At 70.0% G+C, this 13,647-nt stretch carries 13 protein-coding genes; 4 read left to right on the top strand and 9 right to left on the bottom strand.

The genetic code is table 11. The annotated features are described in order from the left end of the window. Window positions 1-24: 24 nt before the first annotated feature. From ABN028_RS15410 to ABN028_RS15400, 3 genes are all read right to left on the bottom strand, one after another. Window positions 25-801: an alpha/beta fold hydrolase gene (locus tag ABN028_RS15410; RefSeq protein WP_349697048.1), complete on the bottom strand. Its 777-nt coding sequence runs from the start codon at window positions 799-801 to the stop codon at window positions 25-27. Window positions 802-896: 95 nt separating this feature from the next. Beyond that, on the bottom strand, window positions 897-1,301 hold the full coding sequence (locus ABN028_RS15405; protein WP_349325763.1) for a helix-turn-helix domain-containing protein: 405 nt from the start codon (window positions 1,299-1,301) through the stop codon (window positions 897-899). A gap of 413 nt (window positions 1,302-1,714) precedes the next feature. Next, window positions 1,715-2,419: a 4a-hydroxytetrahydrobiopterin dehydratase gene (locus tag ABN028_RS15400; protein WP_349325764.1), complete on the bottom strand. Its 705-nt coding sequence runs from the start codon at window positions 2,417-2,419 to the stop codon at window positions 1,715-1,717. A gap of 343 nt (window positions 2,420-2,762) precedes the next feature. Here ABN028_RS15400 and ABN028_RS15395 point away from each other — a divergent pair, with 343 nt between their 5' ends. Further along, window positions 2,763-3,095 (top strand): VOC family protein, encoded by a 333-nt coding sequence (locus ABN028_RS15395; RefSeq protein ID WP_349325765.1) that lies wholly within the window; start codon window positions 2,763-2,765, stop codon window positions 3,093-3,095. Window positions 3,096-3,168: 73 nt separating this feature from the next. Here ABN028_RS15395 and ABN028_RS15390 read toward each other — a convergent pair whose 3' ends face one another. The 3 genes from ABN028_RS15390 to ABN028_RS15380 are packed head-to-tail and all read right to left on the bottom strand — an operon-like array spanning window position 3,169 to window position 4,747. After that, window positions 3,169-3,657 carry a GNAT family N-acetyltransferase gene (locus ABN028_RS15390; RefSeq protein WP_349325766.1) on the bottom strand — a complete coding sequence of 163 codons (489 nt, stop codon included), beginning with the start codon at window positions 3,655-3,657 and terminating at the stop codon, window positions 3,169-3,171. Between the two features lie 44 nt (window positions 3,658-3,701). After that, complete coding sequence (locus tag ABN028_RS15385) at window positions 3,702-4,316, bottom strand: DinB family protein (RefSeq protein WP_349325767.1); 615 nt, start codon at window positions 4,314-4,316, stop codon at window positions 3,702-3,704. Window positions 4,317-4,363: 47 nt separating this feature from the next. Beyond that, window positions 4,364-4,747: a VOC family protein gene (locus tag ABN028_RS15380; RefSeq protein ID WP_349325768.1), complete on the bottom strand. Its 384-nt coding sequence runs from the start codon at window positions 4,745-4,747 to the stop codon at window positions 4,364-4,366. A 212-nt stretch (window positions 4,748-4,959) separates the two neighbouring features. Between ABN028_RS15380 and ABN028_RS15375 the strand changes: the two genes are divergently transcribed. Next, a complete protein-coding gene (locus ABN028_RS15375) occupies window positions 4,960-6,606 on the top strand; it encodes an SAM-dependent methyltransferase (protein WP_349697047.1) in 1,647 nt (548 codons plus the stop codon). 7 nt (window positions 6,607-6,613) lie between these two features. Next, window positions 6,614-7,273 carry a class I SAM-dependent methyltransferase gene (locus tag ABN028_RS15370; RefSeq protein WP_349697046.1) on the top strand — a complete coding sequence of 220 codons (660 nt, stop codon included), beginning with the start codon at window positions 6,614-6,616 and terminating at the stop codon, window positions 7,271-7,273. A gap of 280 nt (window positions 7,274-7,553) precedes the next feature. Here ABN028_RS15370 and ABN028_RS15365 read toward each other — a convergent pair whose 3' ends face one another. Beyond that, the gene (locus ABN028_RS15365) at window positions 7,554-8,888 is read right to left on the bottom strand and encodes a lytic transglycosylase domain-containing protein (protein WP_349697045.1); all 1,335 of its coding nucleotides are present in this window, start codon (window positions 8,886-8,888) and stop codon (window positions 7,554-7,556) included. A 150-nt stretch (window positions 8,889-9,038) separates the two neighbouring features. Beyond that, the gene (locus ABN028_RS15360) at window positions 9,039-9,641 is read right to left on the bottom strand and encodes an AAA family ATPase (RefSeq protein ID WP_349325772.1); all 603 of its coding nucleotides are present in this window, start codon (window positions 9,639-9,641) and stop codon (window positions 9,039-9,041) included. A gap of 255 nt (window positions 9,642-9,896) precedes the next feature. Between ABN028_RS15360 and ABN028_RS15355 the strand changes: the two genes are divergently transcribed. After that, on the top strand, window positions 9,897-11,180 hold the full coding sequence (locus ABN028_RS15355) for a PrsW family intramembrane metalloprotease (protein ID WP_349697044.1): 1,284 nt from the start codon (window positions 9,897-9,899) through the stop codon (window positions 11,178-11,180). 17 nt (window positions 11,181-11,197) lie between these two features. Here ABN028_RS15355 and ptsP read toward each other — a convergent pair. Continuing rightward, window positions 11,198-13,647 (bottom strand): phosphoenolpyruvate--protein phosphotransferase (ptsP, locus tag ABN028_RS15350; RefSeq protein WP_349697043.1); only part of this gene is annotated, 2,450 nt, incomplete at its 5' end.

The raw sequence follows: 13,647 nt of genomic DNA, 5'->3' as shown, positions 1-13,647 counted from the left end.
ACGACGTAGCCACACCTTGACACATCAGTCGGCCACGAATTCGCAGACAGCGGGAGCCAGCACCTCGCCCGCGACGTTGTGGCCCTGACCCTCCAGGACGCCGAACCGTCCACCTGGTATGGCCGCCGCGGCGGCTTCTGCGGCTTCCCGCATCCACTGCGGGCTCGCGCCGCCGGCGAGGACGATCGTCGGCACGCGGATGCTCGCGTACCGCTCGGTCGGGATCGTGCCATCGTCCAGCACCGCCGCGTCGTACGCGAGCGTCGGGGCCAGACCCTCACCAACGGACCAGTACGGCGACTGGCGTATACCGGTGATCGTCTCCTCCGGTAGCCCCACCCGGCGCATGAAGTGCGCGAGCGCCTCGCCGCGCCTTCCTTCGGCGAGGTAGGCGTTCAGCCGGTCGGCGTACTCCTTCGCCTGGCGCGGCCCGTCAGCGTCGAGGCCGAACGGTGGCTCCCACATCACCAGGTGGCCGATCGGCAGCCCGCTCGCGGCCGCCAGCGCGGCCAGGGCGGCGCCGGACGAGAGCCCCACCACCGTGGCGCTGCCGCCCGCGGCGGCGAGGAGGACGTCGAGGTCCTCGATCTCACGCTCGACCGCGTACGGAAGCGTGTCGGTGCTGTCGCCGCGACCCCGGCGGTCGTAGTTGAGCACCGTGAAATGCTCGCCAAGTGCCTGCGCGAGCGGGGCGTCGACCGCCCGGTCGCAGGACGCACCCGCGACCAGGATGAGCGGCGTTCCCTCGCCCAGCTGGTCGAACGCGATGATCGTGCCGTCCCTGGATTTCACCGTCTCCATAACAGTTCCTCTTTCATTCGTGGGAATCTCGAACTGCTGAGGAGCGTAGGAGCGGCGAAGCGGCGGGCGCTTCTCGAAAACCACCCAGTTCCCGGTCAGGCGCGCGGGCGGGTGTAGCGCTTCACGTAACATCCCGGTAGTCGTGCGAGGTCGGCGTGGCCCTCGCGCTCGCGGTAGGCAGTCGGACTATCGCCCACGAAACGGCGGAACTGTGTACTGAACGAACCGAGGCTGGTGAACCCCACCGAAAGGCAGATCTCGGTGACCGACAGCTCGTCCTCGCGCAGCAGAGCCTTGGCACGTTCCATCCGGCGACTCATGACGTACTGATGGGGCGTCTCGCCAAACGCCGCCTTGAACGAGCGGCTGAAGTACGTTTCCGAAACGTTCGCGCTGCGGGCCAGTGCGGGAATGTCGAGCTGCTCGGCGTAGGCACGGTCGATCAGGTCACGCACCCGCAACAGGTGTCGCGCCAACGGGATCGGCGGCCGGGCAGCCATGGTGGCGCCAGCGTAGCCCGTGCCTGACCTGCCGAGGCGCAGCGTGCCGCGCTCAGGATGGCGCGCCTCGATGTGGTTCGCGGCAGTTCGTGCCTAATCGCGCGAGGAGCTGGTCGACCCGACGACGCATCTCGATCTGCTCCTCGCCTGCGGTCAAAGGCTGCGACTGCGGACCCGGAGCCCTCACCGCCCAGTCACCTCGACCACACATCGTCCAACCCAGGCCCTGAAGACGGGCTTGCGCGAACCGGTGATCGATCACGGGCCATCGCACGCCAAGCAGGGCGACGAGTTCGGGATCATGCATCCAGCGAAGTCTGACACCGGCGTAGCGGGCGCCACCACTGAGTTACGCCGTCACGTCCTGCTGCAGCTGAGCGTCAGCACGGCGAACCCGGTGAGGTCTTGAGAGGTCATCCCGGTCGGTATTGCGAGTCGCAGAGGACGGTGTCGCCTGGTTGCCAGGTGCACAGGCGGATCGTGTTGCCGTCCGGGTCGGAGAGCACCCAGAACGACGGTGCGTGTTCGTCACTGACCAGTGTTCCGCCGGCGGCGATGGCCGCGTCGATCCGCGGCTGTACCTGTGCGGGAGCGACCCAGACGTCGGGATGCCAGCGTGGCCGGGGTTGTTCGCTACTGGCGCGCTGGAAGTAGATCAGTGGCAGTGCGTGGTGCTGGTCGCCCACGTCACCCCATTCGTCGTTGCCGATGACGTGGTGCCTGTCCAGCACCGCGGCCCAGAACGGCGCGATCTTCCCGTAGTCCGGGGTGTCCAGGCCAAACTCGATCCGAGAAACGCTTCGGCACTCGAGTTCGGCGCCCGCCGCCGCCGCGATGTCGCAGACCCGGCGGGCGAGCCTGAGGTCGCGCTCGGTCACGCCGCCGCCGTCGCGGCTGCTCAGCCGGACGTCGACCCGAGACGTACGGAGGTCGAGTTCGGCATGGTGGTTCATCTCCTCAGCAGCCTCCCCGATCGCATTGACGACCTTCAGGCTGGTGACGAAGTCCTTGGTGTGAATCCGGGTCTCGAGCCCGCCTTGACCGTAGTAGAGAAGGAACGCCCAGCCATCGAGTCCGGCATCGGCGACCTGCTGCCCGGTCAGCGCCTCAGTGCTCATCGCTCCGCTCTCCCAACGTGGTGTCCAAACGCGGTGTGGTTCGCGGTCATGGCCGCTCACGATAGGGGAGCAAACCGGCCAGCGCTGTGTCCTGTTTCTCGCCATCCTTGGTCGATGTGCGAACTGTCCGGACGTTCGCGTCCTGCCCTGGCAGGACTTTTCAGAGGCGGCCCTGCCAGGTGCACAGTCAGACCTTGTTCCGTCCGGATCGGCCAGCACCAAAAACGACGGCGCCCGATACACGCATTCCCGCTGAACAGGACAGAGGATGTCCCGTACGACTGCCACGCTGGATCGGACGTCGCTTCCGCTTCCCCGCGAGCCAGAGCCAAGGAGCTGACCCATGGTGAGCATCGGAGTGATCTGCCTGAACGCAACCGACTGGAAGCGCGCCGCGCAGTTCTGGGCGGCCGCACTCGGCTACACACCACACCCCCGGGCCGCGGACATCCTGGTTCCGCCTGGCGGTGACGGCCCGAGCCTGGCGCTGTATCAGCGGGATCGTACGCACCTGGACCTTCACACCGCGGATCGTGCCGAACAGCAGGCCGACGTCGAGCGGCTCCTCTCCCTGGGCGCGCAACGGGTGCCCGACTGGCCCTATCCGGATGGGGCGGACTTCGTGGTGCTCCGCGACACTGAGGGAAACCTGTTCTGCGTGCTCGACCACGAATGATCCAGTCGCGAACCGAAGGACCTAAGGTCGTGGACCATTGCCACACTGGTCGACACGCGTCCAGAACACCGGGTCAGAGGCGCTGGTACATGACATGGAGGCCGACGCGCCCGAGCGTGGGGTGTTCGAACGCCTCGGGCACCGTCCCGATGATCTCGAACCCGATCGCCTTCCACAGGCGTACGGCGGCGAGATTGGATTCCACGACAGCGTTGAACTGCATCGCGGCATAGCCGTGGTCGCGGGCCCAGGAGAGTACGTGTCCCCCGAGCGCCCGACCGACCCCTCGACCGCGCGCACTGCTGGCGACCATGAAACTCGCCGTGGCGACGTGCGCGCCCCGCCCCGGACGGTTGGGACCCATCTTCGCCGTACCCACGATCCGCCCGTCGTCCTCGACCGCCACGACCGTCGCCCCGGGTGGGCGCTCGACCCAGATGGCCTCCGCCTCAGTCGACGTCCAGTCCGGGTCGTAGGCGTAGGTCTCCCCCGCGGCGACGATCTCGCCGAAGATGGGCCAGATCGACGGCCAGTCGCCGTCGCGATAGTCGCGGATGTGCACCCCAGCACCGTACCCAGGACTCGCACGACGATCGAAGGGAACCTTCAGCACGCCGACCCGTCGCCCGCGGCGTCCTCCGTACCGGTTCCTGCTCGCATCCGAGCGAGGTACGACCGCCAGAACTCCTCGTCCGAACCGTCCGCGTACGGCATGTCCCGGAAGGCGCCGATCGTGCCGTCGAGGAGCTCGCGGACGATGTCGGCGTGCCCCGCGTGACGGGCGGTCTCCCCGACCATGGTGATGAGCGCGTAGCGCAACGAGATCTCCTCGCCCGTCCATCGCGTACCCGTGGCGTCGAGGTCGAGCTCGCTGATCGTCTGGTCGGCGACGGCGCAGGTGCGGCGATAGAGCGTGGCGATGAAGTCGGCCGACTCGTCCTGCGCGGCCCACATGTCGTCGCCATGCATGCCGCGCTCACCTTCGTACCACGGCATCGGGTCGGTCTCCCGCCCGAACGGCCCGCACAGCCACGCCGCCTCCATGCCGGCGAGGTGCTTGACGAGTCCGAGCAGGTTGGTCCCCGTCGGACGGGTCATCGGCCGGCGCAGCTGAACGGCGTCGAGCCCTTCGAGCTTCCACAGCACGGCGTCGCGGTGCTGTTCCAGCCAGGCGTGCAGGATCTCCTTCTCGCCGGCCGTGCCGGACGTCGGTGGCACCATCTTCGCTCCATCCGTCGACGTGCCGGGGACCCTACCGCGGGCCGGGATCAGCGAGGCCCGTGCTGGACGACTCCCAGGACGTTGCCCTCCGGGTCGCGGATGGTGGCGATCCACCGTTGCCCGTCCGGCTCGGGCGGCCCGAGTACGTCGCCGCCACTCGTGCGTACGACGTCGAGGGTGGTGTCGATGTGATCGACATTGATCCATGCGACGAGGCCCGAATCGACTCCCGGCGCCCGGCCGGTCACCCACTGGCCGATCAGGCCGGGCGCCTCGAAGCTGGGATGGGGATGCTCGACCTGCCAGCCGAAAACCCTGGCGTAGAAGGCTCCCGCGCGGGCGACGTCGGTCGCCGGGATCTGCAGGTAGCCCAGCTGACCGTGGCTGAGCGCACCCAGGGACGTGGGCTGATCGTCGTCGTGTGCCGGCATTCGCTGATCCTTTCGTCCGCAGGGACGTTCTCGCCCACTGCCCGTGTCGGTGGACCACGGCTATCGTCCGTACGGTGAATTCTCCGGGGCCCCAGCGGCCGGGGGCGACCTCACGCGCAGGGTTCCGGGTGCCATGCTCGCGGAACCGGACGCCGGTCGTCGGGCAAAACCTGGTTGCCCGCGGGCGAGCGCTGGGTGAACCATGAGGCCACATGTACCGGATCTCCGGCGTACGCGAGGCCGGTCCGCTCAGCGCTGGCCTGGAGTTGCTCGAAGCCGCGGCACCGGGCGCGATGAACCGCAACGGTCGCGACTTCCACCACTACTGGTCGCTCGTCCAGAAGAACGCCGAGTCGGTGTGGTGCGCGGAGGACCGCGAGGGTGTGGTGGGGATCTTCCTCGGTACGCCACACCCCAACCGGATGACCTACTACGACGTCGTGGTGAGCCCGCACGTCGATGCGTACCCCGTGGTCGCCGATCTGGTGCACGCGGGTGCGGCGGCGGCTCACGAGCGGGGGCAGGTGCGCCTGATGTCGCACGACCCGTTGGACGGGGCGGAGTTCTACCAGAGCATGGGCCATACGCCGACGATGCGGGTCCAGGTGGGCGGGGACGAGCGCTGGGACCGTCGCCGCGCACTGGTCCGGGCCATGAGCGACTACCGCCTGTTGGACCTGGACGAGGATGCCACGTGGAACTGGGCGGCGGCACACTTCCGGATCGACCAGGTGGACATCGGCCTCAGGGCTCAGCTGTCCGACCCGGCCGCGCAGCAGTATGCGATGCACATGATGCACGCGTGGGCGGATCCGGGCGACCGGCCGACGTACGTGGTGAGCGGCTACCCGCGGTTCGTGCGTACGAACATCGCCGAGCTGCGGCAGGTCGATCCCGGCGTGACCAAGGTGTCCCAGCTCCACGACGACACGACGGAGCTGCGGGCCGGAAAGCCCGGACACGACCTGGTGCGGGCCGCGCGGGCGGAGCCGGTGACGTTCGCGCACAGCATCGTCCCGGTCGACCTCGAGGTGGTGCTGGCCGGTGGAGTGGGGGACGTCGACCTCATCGTCGTCGCCGCGCGGAGGCTGCCGCTCACGTCAGGCCGGAGCTTCGCGGTCGAGTGCCGCAAGGGGCGGGACAGCATCGGCGGCCGCCATCCGATCACGGCCTACACCACCCGCGACGTCGAGATCCGCGTGGGCACAGCGCTTTTTGACGCGCAGAGCTTGCCGATCGACCTCGCCGCACCGGAGCAGATCGTCTCGGTCTACCTCGAAGGTGGCCGCGCGCTGCTCGGCCTCACCCACCCGCCCTACGCCGACCAGCACCGCCGGCGGGCGAGCCAGGCGACGTTGATCTCACGCGCGGAGCACAAGCTGGCCGAGGCACTCGACGTCTTCGGCGTACCGTTGCCGGCTGGTGGTCGGGCGATGGACCTCGGCGCGGCGCCGGGCGGATGGTCGTACCTGCTGGCCGAGCGCGGTCTCACCGTCTACGCGGTCGATCCGGGCAACCTCCATCCGCAGGTCGCCGCCCATCCGCGGGTCGTCCATCTGCGGGCGCGGGCGGAGACGCTCGACCTCGGCGGCACCCGCGTCGGCGTGCTCGTCAACGACACCAACCTCGATCCGGTCGACTCCGCGCAGCTGATGTGCGCGGTCGCCGAGCAGCTGCGTCCAGGTGGCTACGCGATCATGACGATCAAGCTGCCGTCCACCCGTCCTGGACCCGGTATCGCCAGCGCGCATGCCGCCCTGGCCAAGGCGTACGACGTCCTCGCCACCAGGCATCTCCCCCACAACCGGCAGGAGGTCACCACTCTGCTCCGCCGTTCCCGACAACGAGCGGTCAGGTGATAACACGATGGCTGGCGAGTACTACTACGCCGAACACCAGGCGGCGTACGAACGGCTTGCACGTGAAGGCAAGTCGGAGTGGAACGACCTGTTCAACGACGATGGGTTTCCGCACCGGGCGTTCCTGGAAACTGCCCTCTCCAGGCTCGAGGTCCCTTCCGGCGCCCGCGTACTGGAGTATGGATGCGGCACAGGGCGGGCCGCATCCGTACTTGCTGCTGCGGGGTTCCGGGTTCATGCCGTCGATCTGATTCCGACCGCGATCACCATGGCGCGCCAGTTCGCCGCGGAAAGCGGACTGACAATCGACTTCGAGGTACGCGATGTCTGTCAGACGACCTTCCAGGCCTCCTACGCCCTGGTCGTCGACGGCTTCTGTCTGCAGAGCATCGTCACAACCGGCGATCGTTCGAGGCTCTTCGCAGCCGTACGATCCGCATTGGACCGCAACGGTCATTACCTGATCTCGACGGCGATGTACGACCCCGATCGGGTGTACGAGGACGACTGCTCGTACGACCCGTCGACCGGAATCGTTCTCCACAACGGGATGCCGCATCGCAGGCATCTCCGGCCTGAGGCACTCCGGGCCGAACTCGAACAACACGGCTTCCGAATCCTTTCCCAAGAAGGGAAACTTGGCGGAAACCTGGTCTGCGCTCTATGAGCCGGTCGCCCCGAAGGACCTCGCGCCCGGGCCAGGTCCCGCAAATGACCACGCTGAGTGGGTCTGCGGTATCTGGACAGGTGTCGGCACCTGTTCCAGGTGCTGAAGACCCACTCAGCGTGGTCATTTGCAGCGGGTCGGCGTGAACACGCTCGCCTGGAAGGTCACGCCCACGAGCATCCCGACGAGCACGCCCCCGCTCCGCACCAGACAGCTATCGGTCGACGACCTCGCTGGCGAGGACCAGCGCCGCCGTCCCTTCCTCCGGATGTGCCGATGGCTATGCGGGGTCGGGCGCGGGTGAAGCGGTCGGCGTCGCGTTGGTCGGCTCGGGTTCGGGGCAGGTCGGCGACGGTGTGGGTGTGCCCGTCGGCGTGGGCGACGGGGACAGCGTCGGCGTCGGCGAGGGCGTCGGCTCGGTCGGCGCCGGGCACGTCGGCGAAGGATCGGTCGGCGTGGGCGACGGGTCCGTCGGCTCCGGAGAGGGCGTCGAGTTTGTCGGTTTCGGGTCCGGATCCTCCGTCGGCTTCGGGTCTTCCGGCGGGTCCGGGTCCTTCGGAGGGTCCGGGTCCTTAGGCGGGTCCGGGTCATCGGGAGGGTCCGGCGGCGGAGTCGGCTTCGGACCGCTCGGCCCAGTGGTGGGGGTATCCGGAGCCGACGGACTCTGCGGCGGCGGCGTACTCGACCCAGGTGGCGGACTGCCCGACGGCGAATCGTTGGGTGGGAGGTCGCGGATGGGACCTGGCATGCCCGGAACGTTCGGCAACGACCCGCGTCGCGGCGGTTCCGGTCCCGAGCCCACCGGGCCGTTCTGCGCCGGCACCGCACGCCCGCCGTCCCGGTAGGACGCGGCCCAACCCAGGACCGAACGCAGGTACGCCCCGGACGGGTTGTAGCGCAGGATCGCCCGGGAGAGCCCGGAGGGAGTCGACAGGTCGGCCGAGCCGGCACACAGGTAGCGACCCGCGGCCAGGGTCGCGTCGTAGATGTTGTGCGGGTCCCGCACGCCGTCGTCGTTGCCGTCCGTAGCCCACGTGCGCCACGTAGTCGGCAGGAACTGCATCGGGCCGACCGCCCGGTCGTACGCCGAATCCCGGTCCAGCCGGCCGTCGTCGGAGTCGCGGATGACGGCGGTGTTCGCGAGCGATCCGTCCAGCCTGGGGCCGAGGATCTCGCCGTTCGTACGTCCCTTCGCGTCCACCCGCCCGCCGCGGGCGTGGTTGGACTCGACCTTGCCGATGCCGGCGAGGATCCACCACTGCAGATGGCAGCCAGGGTCCGTACGGGCCAGGGTCGTGGCCGCCCGGCGATAGGCGGCGAGCACCGGCGAAGGAATTCCCAGGACCCGCGAACCGGCCCCTGGTGCACCGTCCACCTTGTCGTTGAGCGCGGCCTCGGCAGCCTCTTCCGCCTCTTCCGGCGTGATCGGTGGGGCGGTCGAACCGAACGGGGTCTTCTCGGAGGACTTGTGCGCGCTCGAGCCCGGCGGACCGCCGAGCATCGTGCGGGGCGCCCAGGCGACGGTCCCGGCAAGTCCGACCACCGCGACCACCATGAGGCACATCACTCGCGCGAGTGCGGGAAGGACCCGCGGCCGGCTGTCGTGTCTGCCCATCACTCTCACCCGTACCGGACTCGACGGCATGGTCGCAGATCGATCACCTGAAATGATCGTCGCCGCGTCACGCTACCGGCGCTGCCTGCGGTGTTCAGGTGATCCGTCCGGGCTCGGTCGGACAGGTCCGGTGCTGGACCGGCCAGCGGGTCAGGCGGCGGCGCGAGCGGCGGCCTGGGCGCGGCGCCAGACTTTGCGGTAGGCCTCGAGCCCGTCGAAGCTGAGCGGGCCGGTGGGCCCCGCGGTGATGGCGACGCGTTCTGGCGCGGTGCCCCAGACCGGCACCTTCGCCTCCGACCACACGTCGAGCGCGTCGCGGTAGCTTCGGGTGAAGGTCCGGGCGGAGCAGATCACGAGGCCGGCGGGCGTGCCGTTCGGCACGATCTCCATCAGGGCCTCGACCCTCGGCATCTCGATACCGCCCACCCTGGTGGGAACGACCACGACGTCAGCGCGGCCGACGGCCTTCGCGGTGAGGCGTTCGTGCGCGGGAGGGGTGTCGACGATGACGACATCGTCGGGTTCAGCTTTGTTGAGCGCCCGGGTGAGCAGCCGATCGGTCGGCGCCTCGACAACGGTGATCCGCTCGAAGCGTTCGTCGCCCGCGTGCTCGATCCATTCCGCCGCGCTGGCCTGCGGATCCGCGTCGACGAGGATGGCGGCGCGGCGGTTGGAGGTCGCGAGCGCCGCGAGGTAGACGGAGGTGGTGGTCTTGCCCACCCCGCCCTTCAGAGCAGCTGTTACGACGATCACCTGGCTGACGGTACCGCGAGAGGGCCCCTTCTCACGAGAGCCCGGCTGAGCTTGGCCAGCACGACTCACCGTACGTACATGCTTGCCTACGTGAGGTATCTGATCCGGGAGACGCACCCGCGGGCCCCACATGGCAGGTGACCAGCGCCGCCCGATCCGGCCACGTCCGCCGGCGCAGTCCGTGTCGACACCGTTGATCTTCGCCGATGCGGTGGCCGGTCACGATCCACAACGGACCCCCTAGGCTCTGTCCGCATGACTGTCCCGCCACCCGGTCACGGCACGCCACCCGGTCACGGCCCGGCTCCTGGTTACGGCCCGGCTCCTGGCCAGGGCGCCGAGCCGTGGGGACCCGGCATGGCGGCGCCGCACCATCGACCGTGGGCCGTAAGCCAGCGCCGCAGGGTGTATCCGCCGGTCATCCTGCTCGTCCTCATGGCCGCGCTGATCCTTCCGCTGCTCGGCCTCACCGTCTTCGGGGCAGGCCCCGTCCCCACCGCGCTGGGCACGTTCTTCGCGTTGCTCCCGGTACTCCCGGTCGTGGGCGTGTTCCTGTGGCTCGACCGGTGGGAACCCGAGCCCGGCCGGCTGCTGCTCACCGCGTTCCTGTGGGGCGCCGGCGTGTCCACGGTGGCCGCGCTGATCAGCAGCTTCGTCCTCGACCTCGCCTGGGTGGCCGTCACCGGAGTCGAAGCGGGTGACGCCCTCGGCGGCATCGTCACCGCGCCCGTCGTGGAGGAGGGCTTCAAGGGGCTCTTCCTGCTGATCCTGGTGCTGGCGAAGCGGAGAGAGTTCGACGGGATCGTGGACGGCATCGTCTACGCGGGACTCGTCGGCGTCGGATTCGCCTTCACCGAGAACATCCTCTATCTCGGTACCGCGTTCTCCGAGGACGGCCTGCAGGGCGGCCTGGTGCTGTTCGGTCTCCGCTGCGTACTCTCGCCGTTCGCCCATCCGATGTTCACCGCCATGACGGGCCTCGCGGTCGGGGCGATGGCGCGGAGTACGAACCCGGCGAGGTTCCTCCTGCCCGTCCTCGGCTACCTCGCGGCGGTCTTCCTGCACGCGCTGTGGAACGGCTCGGCATTCCTCTTCAGCGGGGCGGGTTTCCTCGCGTTCTACGTGGTCGTCATGGTGCCGATCTTCATCGGCCTGGCCATCATCGTGATCTGGCAACGCAAGCGCGAAAGCCGGATCGTGGCGACACAGCTTCCAGGCTTCGTCGCGGCCGGGTGGGTCTGGCCCGACGAGGTACGCCTGCTGGCCAGCCTGTCCGGACGGCGTGGCTGGCGTAGGGCGGTCAAGGCGCGATGGGGTGGGGATGCGGCCAACGCGGTCCGCGACTACCAGACGGCGGTGACGGAGCTCGCATTCTTCGCCGACCGGATAGCCCGCGGTGCGGTCGGTCGAGACGGCGCGCAGTGGCACGGCGAACTCGTCACCGCCCTGCTCGCCGCACGGCACAACCTCTCCACCGGCCATCCGCAGGCGCTGGCCACCGCCAGCAGCAGCGTCAGGCCGATCCGCTCGTACGGCTGACGGCCGAACGGTCTACGTCATCCGCCGTACGCCCGGTGCAAGGCTTCCTTGACGGCGGGGATCGAGGCGGGGGTCATGGACAGCTCGTCCACGCCGAGCGCGACCAGGCGACCGGCAGCCGCCGGTTGGCCCGCCAACTCCCCGCACACCGCGACCTCGCATCCCGCCTGCCGGGCGTCGGCCACCAGCAGCTCGATCACCCGCCACACGGCCGGGTGGTCCTGCCGGTAGAGGTGACCGACCGCGGCGTTGGTCCGGTCCGCCGCCAGGAGGTACTGCGCAAGATCGTTGCTCCCCACACTCACGAAGTCGACCTCCGCGCACATCTCAGCCGCCGCGAGCGCGGCCGCCGGCACCTCGACCATGACACCCACCCGGGCAGGACGGGAGTACGCACGGCCTTCGGCAGCCAGCGCGTCGCCCGCGTCGTCGACCAGCTGCCGGAACGCCCGCGCCTCCTCCGGCACCGTCACCATCGGCGCCATCACCGAGAGCTCGCCGGTCCCTTCGTAGGCCGCGCGGAGAATGGCCCGCACCTGCGTACGCAGGATCTCCGGGTGGCGAAGGCCATGGCGGAGCCCGCGCTCGCCGAGCGGTCCGTGGCGGATCGGGTCGAGAGCGAGGGCGGGCAGGAGCTTGTCGCCGCCGACGTCGAGGGTGCGTACGACGACCGGTAGGTCACCCAGTGCCCGCAGGATCTCGGTGATCTCGGCCACCTGCGCGTCCTCGTCGGGCAACCTGGGCCTGTCGACATACATGAGTTCGGTCCGGAGCAGGCCCACGCCGTCGGCACCCTCCGCCACGGCGGCGCGTGCCTCGGCGGCGCTGGCGATGTTGGCGCTGACGCGTACCCGCCGGCCGGCGTACCAGATGGACGTACGCACCGACATCGCGCGCGCGTCGTCGCGTGCGTCGCTGCGTTGGCGGGCCTGTACGAGCGATGCCTCCCGCGCTGCCGGTGAGGGGTTGACGTGCACGCTCCCGGCCTGGGCGTCCAGGATCAGGGTGGTGCCGTCGGCGAGTTCGAGGATCGGTGGGCCGAGCCCGACCACCAGTGGAAGCTCGAGGCCACGGGCGATGATGCTGGCGTGGGCGGTTATGCCGCCCCCGGCGAGGGCGATTCCCGCGACACGGGCATCGGCCAGCGTCGTGACGTCGGACGGCAGCAGGTCGCCGGCGACCAGCACCGCGCCCGCGACGTCCTCCGGGGCGACGTGGGGCAGGTCGACGCCCAGTGCGGCGAGGACGGCGCGGCCGATGTCGTCGACGTCGGCCGCGCGCTCGGCGACGTACGACGCGCCGCCGGCCAGCAACTCCCCCGCCTCCTGGACGCTCTGCCACCAGGCGTGCTCCGCCGGCGTTCCGGCGTCGACCCGATCCAGTGCCGTGGCGCGCAGTGTGGGGTCGGCCAGCATCGCCCGGTGAGCGGCGGCGATGTCGGCAGCCGGTCCGCCGCCGACCGTGCGGGCACGGGTGGCGAGGTCGGCGTCGGCCCGGTCGAGTGCTGCGTAGAGACGGGCACGCACGCGGCGGGGGTCGGGCAGCCTGGTGTCGTCGGGCTCCGGAAGTACCGGTTCGCCGCGATGAAGGTGCCGCACCGGTCCGACGGCGGTTCCAGGCGATGCCGGGACCCCGCGAAGGACGCCGGCAACGGAGCTGCGGACCGCGGGCTCGCCGCGTCCCGCTCCTGGCGGGACCGGTGGTGCAGACGTCGCGTCGGCCTGCTGAGCGGCCGGCGTTGACGCGGCCTGCTGAGCGGCCAGAGGTGAGGCCGCCTCGAGTTCGCCGAAACCGTCGGCGATCATCTCGAGGATGGCGTCGATCGCGGCCTGCGCCCTCGGCCCGGTGGCGACGAGCCCGATCTCGTCACCGATCCGCAGACCCTGGGCGACGACGCCGAGGACGCTGCGGGCATCGACGCCGGGCTGGCCGATCCGTCCGACCGTGACCGTCGCCGACTCCGCATACCTGCTGGCGAGCCGTGCCAGGTCGGCCGCCGGCCGGGCGTGAAGGCCCGCGGGATTGCGCAGGACGGCGGTCGCCGTGACCTGAGCCGTCTCCTCGTACGGACCGGATGGCTCTTCCTCCCCGGGGGCCTGGATACCGGCTGCCTGCCTACCGGCCCCCTGCGTACCGGCCCCCTGCGTACCGGCGGCCGTTGCGGCCGCGACCACCTGGTCGAGCGTGCCACCGCCAGCGGCCGTCGTCGCGGCCGCGAGAGCACCTTCGACCAGGGGCGCGTCGACGACCCGCACCAGGTCCGCCTGCGATGGGTCGAGCGTGTCCCGCACCATGTCGGCAGTCATCTGGGCGCTGCCGAGGTCGTAGAGCACGACCACGCCGCTGACGCCGGCCGCGTCTGCCAGGACGTCGCTGACGGCCGCCTCCACCTTGGCGAAGCTCGTGCCGACCCCACCCTCGTCCGTACCGCCCGCGGCGCCGAGCGGGCCCTCGGGCGCCAGCGGCG

This window comes from Actinopolymorpha sp. B17G11 (genome assembly GCF_040196095.1).
Lineage (GTDB): Bacteria > Actinomycetota > Actinomycetes > Propionibacteriales > Actinopolymorphaceae > Thermasporomyces.
Note: the sequence above shows the minus strand (reverse complement) of the source record. Positions and strands in the feature narration are given on the sequence as shown.

Coding starts and splice junctions, on each gene's coding strand:
- ABN028_RS15395 (WP_349325765.1), top strand. CDS start 2,763: ATGGTGAGCATCGGAGTGATCTGCCTGAACGCAACCGACTGGAAGCGC.
- ABN028_RS15370 (WP_349697046.1), top strand. CDS start 6,614: ATGGCTGGCGAGTACTACTACGCCGAACACCAGGCGGCGTACGAACGG.
- ABN028_RS15385 (WP_349325767.1), bottom strand. CDS start 4,316: ATGGTGCCACCGACGTCCGGCACGGCCGGCGAGAAGGAGATCCTGCAC.
- ABN028_RS15380 (WP_349325768.1), bottom strand. CDS start 4,747: ATGCCGGCACACGACGACGATCAGCCCACGTCCCTGGGTGCGCTCAGC.
- ABN028_RS15365 (WP_349697045.1), bottom strand. CDS start 8,888: ATGGGCAGACACGACAGCCGGCCGCGGGTCCTTCCCGCACTCGCGCGA.
- ABN028_RS15355 (WP_349697044.1), top strand. CDS start 9,897: ATGACTGTCCCGCCACCCGGTCACGGCACGCCACCCGGTCACGGCCCG.
- ABN028_RS15405 (WP_349325763.1), bottom strand. CDS start 1,301: ATGGCTGCCCGGCCGCCGATCCCGTTGGCGCGACACCTGTTGCGGGTG.
- ABN028_RS15375 (WP_349697047.1), top strand. CDS start 4,960: ATGTACCGGATCTCCGGCGTACGCGAGGCCGGTCCGCTCAGCGCTGGC.
- ABN028_RS15400 (WP_349325764.1), bottom strand. CDS start 2,419: ATGAGCACTGAGGCGCTGACCGGGCAGCAGGTCGCCGATGCCGGACTC.
- ABN028_RS15410 (WP_349697048.1), bottom strand. CDS start 801: ATGGAGACGGTGAAATCCAGGGACGGCACGATCATCGCGTTCGACCAG.